Origin of the sequence: Rummeliibacillus sp. TYF005 (genome assembly GCF_003844195.1) — a bacterium.
In the GTDB taxonomy this organism is placed as follows: Bacteria; Bacillota; Bacilli; order Bacillales_A; family Planococcaceae; genus Rummeliibacillus.
Window position 1 is genome coordinate 1 of sequence record NZ_ML122605.1, and the last position, 9417, is coordinate 9417.

At 30.3% G+C, this 9417-nt stretch carries 8 protein-coding genes and 1 riboswitch; of the genes, 2 read left to right on the forward strand and 6 right to left on the reverse strand.

Annotation, left to right across the window (positions count from 1 at the left end; genetic code table 11):
• Positions 1 to 224 precede the first annotated feature (224 nt).
• Both CW357_RS17205 and CW357_RS17210 read right to left on the reverse strand, forming a co-directional pair.
• Positions 225 to 671, reverse strand: coding sequence for an OsmC family protein (locus tag CW357_RS17205; RefSeq protein WP_124218694.1), 447 nt, complete (start codon positions 669 to 671; stop codon positions 225 to 227).
• Positions 672 to 686: 15 nt separating this feature from the next.
• Positions 687 to 1148 carry a hypothetical protein gene (locus tag CW357_RS17210; protein WP_119414640.1) on the reverse strand — a complete coding sequence of 154 codons (462 nt, stop codon included), beginning with the start codon at positions 1146 to 1148 and terminating at the stop codon, positions 687 to 689.
• 239 nt (positions 1149 to 1387) lie between these two features.
• On the opposite strand from CW357_RS17210, the gene CW357_RS17215 reads away from it, so the two are divergent.
• Together CW357_RS17215 and CW357_RS17220 are read left to right on the forward strand one after the other, a co-directional pair.
• Positions 1388 to 1888: a DUF3231 family protein gene (locus CW357_RS17215; protein ID WP_124218695.1), complete on the forward strand. Its 501-nt coding sequence runs from the start codon at positions 1388 to 1390 to the stop codon at positions 1886 to 1888.
• Positions 1889 to 1976: 88 nt separating this feature from the next.
• Positions 1977 to 2606, forward strand: coding sequence for a DUF2238 domain-containing protein (locus CW357_RS17220; RefSeq protein ID WP_124218696.1), 630 nt, complete (start codon positions 1977 to 1979; stop codon positions 2604 to 2606).
• A 320-nt stretch (positions 2607 to 2926) separates the two neighbouring features.
• Here CW357_RS17220 and CW357_RS17230 read toward each other — a convergent pair whose 3' ends face one another.
• From CW357_RS17230 to CW357_RS18405, 4 genes are all read right to left on the reverse strand, one after another.
• Positions 2927 to 3679: a hypothetical protein gene (locus tag CW357_RS17230; protein ID WP_124218698.1), complete on the reverse strand. Its 753-nt coding sequence runs from the start codon at positions 3677 to 3679 to the stop codon at positions 2927 to 2929.
• Between the two features lie 23 nt (positions 3680 to 3702).
• A riboswitch (cyclic di-GMP riboswitch) is annotated at positions 3703 to 3791 on the reverse strand.
• A gap of 88 nt (positions 3792 to 3879) precedes the next feature.
• Entirely contained in the window at positions 3880 to 5454 is a 1575-nt protein-coding gene (locus CW357_RS17235; protein ID WP_124218699.1) for a putative bifunctional diguanylate cyclase/phosphodiesterase, read from the reverse strand.
• A 135-nt stretch (positions 5455 to 5589) separates the two neighbouring features.
• Positions 5590 to 6477 carry a helix-turn-helix domain-containing protein gene (locus CW357_RS17240; protein ID WP_124218700.1) on the reverse strand — a complete coding sequence of 296 codons (888 nt, stop codon included), beginning with the start codon at positions 6475 to 6477 and terminating at the stop codon, positions 5590 to 5592.
• Positions 6478 to 7444: 967 nt separating this feature from the next.
• Positions 7445 to 9417: ATP-binding protein (locus CW357_RS18405; RefSeq protein WP_164489642.1), on the reverse strand; the 1973-nt coding region annotated here is incomplete at its 5' end.

The following is a 9417-nucleotide window of genomic DNA, read 5'->3' on the forward strand; positions in this document are numbered from 1 at the left end:
TTTACGTCCTATCGAGAGCGAATTCACAGAAGACGATATACTCTTTTTCTTCGCGACTGGTTTTACTAGTCTCATACTTTCATTTAAGCCGCGAAAAATGATCTTGTGCATTTTATTCGCTCCTTTTTAATTGTATACCATATCTTAACAATTTACGTCCTACCTAGAGCGAAATCGCAAAAAAAAACACCTTTCAGCTACTAAACTAAAAGGTGTTTCCTAAATTATTCATAATCTATGGTGATTTCTAGGGCTAGTTCTACGTTACCGCGAATAGCTTTGCTAATCATACATGTCTTTTCTGCCTTTTCCGCAAGACGTACAACTTGTCTTTCTTGTTTTTCTGTGTAAGTACTTGGGATTACAATTTTAGGTTTATGTGTGATTTTGACATAGGTGAATACCCCATTCGTTACATCTACCAAACCTTCTGAAGTCATTGTCAACTTACTAGTTTCTAAGTTTGCACGTTCAAGCATTGCAGCTAACGTGATGATATAGCACGTCGCTGCAGCACCGAGAAGCATTTCATCTGGGTTCGTCCCTACTCCTGGTCCATCCATTTCAGGAGGAATGGATACCTTTGTTTGGAGTTGCCCAGATGCAATCTCTCCTACCGAATTACGACCACCTGGCCAAGATGCAGTTAAAGTGAAAATATGTTCTGCCATTTGAAATCCCCTTTTCTAGTTACCAAATGAAAAATATTTCTCTGTTTTTGGATCAAATGCGAAGCGTTCAATTTCTTTATTTTTCTTAATAGTAATAATGTAGACCTCTTGTCCATCATAATCGATCATTGTTTGTCCAAAAACTCGATCTTTGACAACCTTTCCGCCTTCTGTACGTTGAATAATTTCCGTAGCATCTTCTGCATTAAAAGTTGGAATATGACTCTTATAAACAAAAGGTGCAACTACTAATAACACATAAGCAATGATTATTAAGATATACTTTTTCCGGAAATTACTTGTTTCGACCAATAAAAAGTAACTAACAAAAAAGAACACATTTCCCACAACAACATAGGTAATCATGTCGTCTAATCCATTGATAAATAAATAATCTCTACCTATAAAATAAAAGCATAAGATTTCAATGACAGATACCACTAAAATCCCTTGCAATAATCGTTTTCGCTTTTCCAAATATAATTCACCTCTAAAAGCTTATCAAAAGTACATTTCAAAATATTTATTTTACTACTCGTCGACACTTTCTGTATATAACAAATTATGCCATATCATCATATCATAAAGCCATTTTAACAGTTTGAATAGTAGACGGTCATTTGATTTATTTTGTTCCAAACATAAATATTTATAATGTATAAAAAGACCATTTTAAGAAAATGATAAGTTTATACAATAAGATTGGAGGAGTTTATATGGGTGTTATGGATGGTAACCCTAAAGTTGAACCGTTACATTATGGTGAAGTTACAGGATTGTGGTCATACGTTGCTGCTAATAATGGTTTAATCAGTGGATATGAAATTTCTGTAAACCATACAGGTGATGAAGATCTTAAAAAGATTCTTCAAGATGCAATTGAGATGATGAAAAGGCATAACAAAGAAGTAGAAGAGATTCTCAAAAACAATGGCATTACGCCTCCACCTAGTTTACCAGGAGTACCCAAAGCAAATTTAGAAGATATTCCTGCTGGCGCAAGGTATGTCGATCCTCAAATCAGTGCAACAGTATCAGTAAATGTCGGACAAGGGCTAGTAGCTTGTAGTATGGTCATGGGACAATGTACTCGTGAAGATATTGCAAAATCATTTGCTAAATATCACATGGATTGGGCTATGATTGGATACAAACTGTTAAAGTTAAACAAAGAAAAGGGATGGATTGCTCATCCCCCACTTCATAAACCAGAATAATCATTTAAAATATTTTAAAGGGATCGACTTCAATCGTTCCCTTTTTTAGCATTAATATAATTAATGTTTTTGAAAGAGGAAGGCTGTAATGACTCAAAACAAACCTATCACTAAAAAAATCCATTTATTTTTGTTACTAATCGTAGTTGTAGTTTTAATCTGGTCGCTCATTAAACCTTTGAGTTATTCAAGTTGGGCAGCAGATGGAGGACCTATTTTTATCTGTCTTATTATCGTCATCGCGACATATCATCGATTTCGCTTTACCACACTCTCCTATATCATCATTGCAATATTAGTCATTCTAGAATTTATCGGCGCTCATTATACTTTTGCAAAAGTTCCTCTATTTGATTGGATAAAAGATAAGTTTGATTTAAAGAGAAACGACTATGATCGCTTTGGACATTTGATGAAAGGAATGGCTATCATCATTGTAAGAGAAATCATTGTTCGAAAAACACAAATTCAAAAAGGAGCTTGGCTTTTCTTTTTCAGCTTTACCACCATAATGATGATTGCTTCCTTATACGAAATCGTCGAAATGTTATCCTATAAAATTGCCAAGGGTACCCAAGTGGCAAAAGGATTTTTAGGCATGCAAGGTGATCGCTGGGATGCAGAATGGGATATGACTATGGCTTTAATAGGTTCCTTACTTTCATATATTATTTTTGTACGATTGCATAACAAGTTATTAGCAAAAATACGAAAATGAAATCTTTACAATTTTAAGGTGAATCGGTAATCGGTAAAAGGAATTGAAAGTTCTAATTGGAACAGTCAATTCCTTTTAAAAATGATGTACCCCACTACCTTTAGGAAAGCGATGTACTAGATAATAGCTGCTGATAATAGGGATGCGATTGTTGAATCTCTTCATGCGTACCGCTCCCGGTTACTTTTCCATCTTCAAATATTGACTTTAACAAATGAATCAGATACATCAACATCTATAAAAAACAAAAGACATGAGTCCAAATTATTGAACTCATGCCCATGTATTAAGTATATCTATCGAGTTAGTAACCGTCTCTATTATTGAGCTGGAACTGTAGGAGTTGCTGTATCTACAGTTGAGGGTTGATCTGATGTATCATCTGTTTGCGTTTGTTCTTCTGCATCTGATTGGTCATTTTTATCACTAGAATCTATTTGATCATCAGATTCTGTTTGTTCTTCTGCATCCTCAGTATCTTCTTGGCCATCTGAATCTTTTTGTTCATCTGTAGCATTAGTTTGTTCTGAATCCTCTTTAGTGGTTGAAGCTTGTTCTGCTAGTGATTCGACTCTATCAATCTCGTCTTTTGCAAGTTGTTCTAGTTCTTCGGATTTCTTAATTAAAGCTTCATAATCTGATTCACTTAATCTATTCTTTTTATTTAATGATTTTAGTTGTTTGTTAATTGTACGTAGTTTATTGATCTCTGCTTTGAGTTTACCTTTATAGCTTTTATATTTTTTTGAAGCAGTTTTTTCACTTAACTCTTTATCAGTTGTACCATCTTCATTCACTCCGAAAAATATGTTAATAGATTTAGTAATAGCTGATACATTTTTATTAACCGAATTCAAACGCTTTTCAACTGTTTTTCCAGCTTTAGATTTAATAACTGTTTTTTTCTTATTTTCTTTTTTCTTATCTTTTGTTTTGTCTACTTTTTCTACTTTTTCTTTATGACCTGATTTACCATGATCTGCACCTTTTGCACTTACTAAAGAAGTAGTGCCAAGTACTAAACTAACTGCTGCTAGACCTGTTAAAATTTTTGTTACATTTCTTGTTTTCATTACCTTTTCCTCCTCGTTTGGGTAACGGTAGCTGGCTGACATAGATATCATAAAATCCTTAGCCCCTGTAGCTTTGTGACACCAAGTTTCCCTGACTGTACCCTTTTGTTGTATTCCATATAATTTATCGGAGTAAATTGTCAAGAATATAGTAAAAGTTCAATAGAAATAAAAATAGAGGTCTGCCCTCAAAGTCTATTTCATAAACTTTTTCGAACAGCCTCATGTGTATGTTGCTCTTGTAATGATTGAATCATTTCTCTTGTTTTACGTTGTACGTCACAAAGAGTGTTGGAAATTTGTTCAATAGTTATTGGTCTACTAAATAAATATCCTTGTATAAAGTCACACTTACTTTTCATCAGATAATTAAACTGCGTTATTTCCTCTACACCTTCCGCAACTACTTTTAAATTTAAATGTTTTGCCATTGAAATAATCATATCCACTATTGGCTCGTTACTTGTATCTGGTCGGATATTTTTGACGAATGAGCAATCGATTTTCAAACAATCGATTGGCAAATCCCTCAAATAAGATAAAGACGAATAGCCAGTCCCAAAATCATCAACAGCTAATGTAACGCCCAGCGACTTTAAATCATGAAGTATTGGTGTAAGGTGATCCGTATTCATCGTCATACTTTCCGTTAATTCCAATTGTAATGATTGTGGGGATAATCCAGTCTTTTCTAATATTTGTTTCACGGTTTGAACAAAATCCCCTTGAAATAACTGACACAATGATAAGTTAACCGCAATCTTAACTGACCTTCCCAAGTGATCCTGAAGTTTTTTTGTTTCATAACATGCTGTTTCAAGTACCCATTTACCAATTGGATTTATCAACCCTGACTCTTCAGCAACAGGTATAAATTCACCTGGAGAGATCAACCCTCTTTTCGGGTGCTGCCATCTAACTAACGCTTCCATTGAACTAATTTCACCTGTCATAGTATTTACTTGAGGTTGATACACTAAAAATAATTCGTTGTTTTTTAGTGCATTAAACAAATCATTCTCCAATGTTACTTTAACAGTTCGGACATCAGACATGGATTCTTCATAAAACAAAATATGTTCATGCGTATTTCTTGCCTCGTATGCTGCAATTTGAGCAAATTTAATTAAATCCAACTCCGACTCTGCATCTTTCGGATAAAATGAAATACCAATATTCAAACTATTATTCAAAGAAGAATACTGAATTTCAAAAGGTGTTTCCATTATGCTCTGAAGTTGGCTACAAAAATTCAAAATATCATCGTGATTTTCATAATGATCGATTAAAATGACAAATTGATCATCTCTTAACTTCCCAATGATTAATTGGTCGGATAATTGCTCTTGTAATCTTTGTGCCACATTACGTAATAGGCAATCCGAATAAACAGAGCCGAGAAAAGACTTAATAGAAGATAACCTATCTATTTCAAAAACTAGTACCGCTTTATCAGAAGAATTAGCATGTAGATTTTCTTTAATTTTGGCTAACAAATATCGTTCGTTTGGTAATTCTGTAATATCATCAAAATACCTTTCATGCTTTATTTTTTCCTCAGTAGCCATTAAATCTTTTTCTGTATCCACAACCTTTTTCTCGATATCTTGATGAAGCACCTTAAAGTAATTGACTAACCCTACTTGAACGATCAGCACAATAGAAAAAATAATAATATTTACAACTGTTAGGTTATCAGTAAAAAGACTAACTCCAAATAAAATGATTAAAATAAGATTTAAAAGCAAATAAAAGATACTATACCTTTTACCCATTATTACCACCCGACCTTATAATTCTAAATGCATATAAACAAATTTTTAAATAAGCAATTAGAAGCGAATAAATATATTTTCCGTTATATATATTTAAACTTATTAATAGGCAATAATAACTTTTTGTGTATTATTTTATACGTTATCTTTTTTATTTGAAGCCAGCTTCTTTTTTAATAGATTGTCTAGGTCCTCTTTTAATTTTGTATAAAAATATTCATTACCTAAAGTATTGAATATATCTAAAGATTTATTGCACTTTTCAATTCCCTCCAGAATTAAATCATCTATTATATTTAGCATTCCTTCATAAAACAATGATAATGTTAGTTCAAAAAACTCAGTGTTCTTTATTGTATATGCTTTCGTAGCACTTAATAACATCCTAGCAGATTCAATGTCATTATTTTTTATACTTAATTCTAGAAGATTAAATATTAAATAGCTTAATACTTTTGTATCCGAATTCAATTCCTTATATTTTTCTGCATATTTCAGTAAATTTTTTGACATTAAAAGAGCAGTAGCAGGAGGAAATATAAATAAAAAATTATTTAATACAACTAACTCATGGTAGCACCAATCATCAATACTTAATAAATAATCTGCCATTTCCTGAATATAGTCCTTATTTATTTTATCTACATCCAAATTATTTTCCATACAATGACATAAAATATATAAATGTCTTAAAAAAATGTCGCCATTTTCTTTATATTTCTTTTCCGCTTCTTTCTTTATTTTTGAAATTTCTTCTATTTTTTTATCATAGAATAACTTTATTACATCATTATAGGCATTCATTTTTGATTCTTTTTTATAGTCATTTTTCATATAGAAAAACTCATTGTAAGTTACATTACAATAATCCAATATTTCTGTAAGCTTATCCGATGAAATACTATTTTTTCCAGATTCTATTCGAGCAATATAGGGACGAGTCATACCAATCGCATTGGCTAGTGATTGTTGTGTAATGTTTTTATTTGTACGTATTTTTTTAATAACTTGGCCAATTTCCATTTAATAACCCCCTAATTTAAAGATTTATGTATAATTTTGTTTACATTTTATTTTAATTGAAATTTATTGATTATAATAACTTATATAACATAAAAGAAAGGAATGAGAAACGATGAAAAAGAAATCTATCTTCCTAAATTGTTTAGTTGCAGCTGCTGTATTACTATCTTCTGCAGGAACAATTTCACTTCAACATTTTTTTGCTTTATACTAAGCTTTACTATCTTTCTATTGTACCCTAAGCATTATAGCACTTTTTTAATCCTCCATATTATGGGGGATTTTTTTATTAGAATACTAATTTTCAAGTTTCAAACCTCCTAATCTATAGTAATTCTATCACACAAATTCTCTATAACTTACCAAAATGGAATAACAAAAGAGATGTTTTTTTATTTTCCAGTAATATGTTGATCTCTTTTTGCTTTATTATATGGAGATATGGATGATGATCCTATTTGTACAATGAATGCTTTAATATATGCTAGAAGAATCTTCGTGGTATTGTGAATACAGTAGCTTCGATTACCGTTTGACTAAAATAAAAAATGTTAACCGTAATTAAGGAGTATAGTCCTAATTCTCTAGATGTTACATAATTAATATAAGAATAGAACTAAAAAGGTGGATATGCAAAAATAAAAACCCTTGATAATCAAGGGCTTTTAGATTCATTGAAACTCAATGAAATTACTCTATGGAGACGGCGGGAATCGAACCCGCTTCTTATAGGAATATTGTTATATCAACGTTTAGGAACGGTTTTCATAACTAAATTAATTCGTTAGCTACGTTTTTAGCTTCGATACATTAAAAATATGCGTTGTAAGAGCGATTTTGGAGGTGTGAATTCACCTTCTTTTTTATTTCCCCCGTATAAGAAAAATAAAAAACAGGTTTAAAAGGGTTTATAGCAAGGCAATCAATCTTTACACACAATCTCCCAAAACCTTTATTTTAGGTGAAATTATTGTGTAACTAACTCTTCTTTTAAAATAATTGTTTTTATATCTTTAAATAATTGCTTAAGATGTTCATTAGAGAGATCTAATAAAGGTTCAAACATAAATGAATTTAAATGAATATTTTCTGGGGTCATTATATTTATTCTTTCTAATACTTCTAATGAATCTTCTGGAATATTATGCATTTTTTTAATTCTTTTATGAAGTTTAGCATATTGATTATTACCCCAATCATCCCTAGTTTCTTCTTCACTAATTTTAAGTAACATATATTCTTCTGCTAATAAGCGAGTCGCTATCGACAAAACAATTTTTTGCTCTAAATTTACAGCTTCACATTCTTGACTAAGAATATTATTCGAAGATTCCATAATAAGGTCGTAAATTTTTCTATCTTTATTTTCAATATTGATTTCTTCAATATCATGGAAAATAGATTTATAAATTTTTTCTATATCTGTGATTGTTATACGTTTAGTATTTTTCATTAAATGTAAAATAGATGTTAGAGCAAGTTTATTTTCATCATCGCCTAGATATTCCGCCAAATTCCTAGCAAAAGTTATAGATGCAATTAAATTATATTCATCATTTAAATGCATTTTCCAAAATTTTAACGGATTGCTAATATAACCGTAGTCCCATCTTTCTAAAGTCACTTTATCTGGTTCTTTAACTGCCATAAATGTATTTGTATACTTTTGTCCACCACAAATTCTTTCTTGTACTGTTCTTAAAAAATCAAAGTTATGCGTCAAGATAATCATTTTGAATAGTGGATCGTTAGCTATTTCTTTTAAATATTCAATAATCGCATATTTATTTTTATAATCAAAAGAATCAGCTATATCATCAATAATAAAAACAGTTTCTAGATTTGCTTCTTTCCTAGATTCAATCTCAAAAATAATATTAAGTAAATATAAAGCTCTTCTTTCACCTTGACTTAAAATATTCCATAATAAATTTTCATCAACTGAATGTTTTTCTTCTTCATTTTCTCCAAAATAATATTTTATATTTGGCGTAGTTTCTTTAATAATAGCATCTTCTTTATTTTCAATCGCAACTGTATAAGGAACATGGAAACGCCCATTGAAAATGTCCACTACTTTTTCCCACTTGGTACTTTCATTTTTAGCTTTCTCTATAATATCTTTAAGCTTTTGTTGTCCAACCTTATATTTATTTATAACCACATTAAATTGTTCTTTATTTTTTGAAAGATATGTAATCCATAAATTTTTATTTAAAGTTGCCAAATCTCTTAACTCTGGTAAAATCTCTGGTCTGGCTACTAATAAATCACGAAATCCCTTTAATTGACTGTTAGTTAACTTTTTATCTATTTCATTAAAAATAGCTTTTAATTCTTCATTTTCTAATATTCTATTTTGCTCTTCTGAGAATTTTTGAAGCAACTCTGTTGAAGTATTAATTTCTATTTTACTATCATCTATATTTAATATGACAGAATGGTTAGCATCAAAATATCCATTGTCTTTCAATTCCTTCTGAATAGTTGCTGCATTATTATGATTAAATCCTTTTTTAAAAACTTTTGATTCACTTATTAATTCATCATATTTTTTTATATATTCACTAATATACGATTTAAATTCTTTAGATTTTATAAAATTAATAATTTTGGCATCAAATATTTCGTTGTATTTAATATTTTCATAAATACTTTCTGTTGTAGAATTTACTTCTAACTCTATTTTCAAAAGCAACGTTATAAAATTTTTTTCACTTTCTCCAAAGGCTTCACAAAAAATTTTTATTATATCTTTTTTTATCGCTGCTGCACTTTTTAAATTCTTCACCAAAACATCTAGTTCTTTAGAAATTTCAGAATATATTACATCGTATTCTTCCTTCAATTGTGGATTCACCAATAAAGTTGACATTCTATCAGTCTTAAAACTTTGTTCAAATGGTTTGATGTAAGCGTCAAGTAGTTTTGAACACTTTC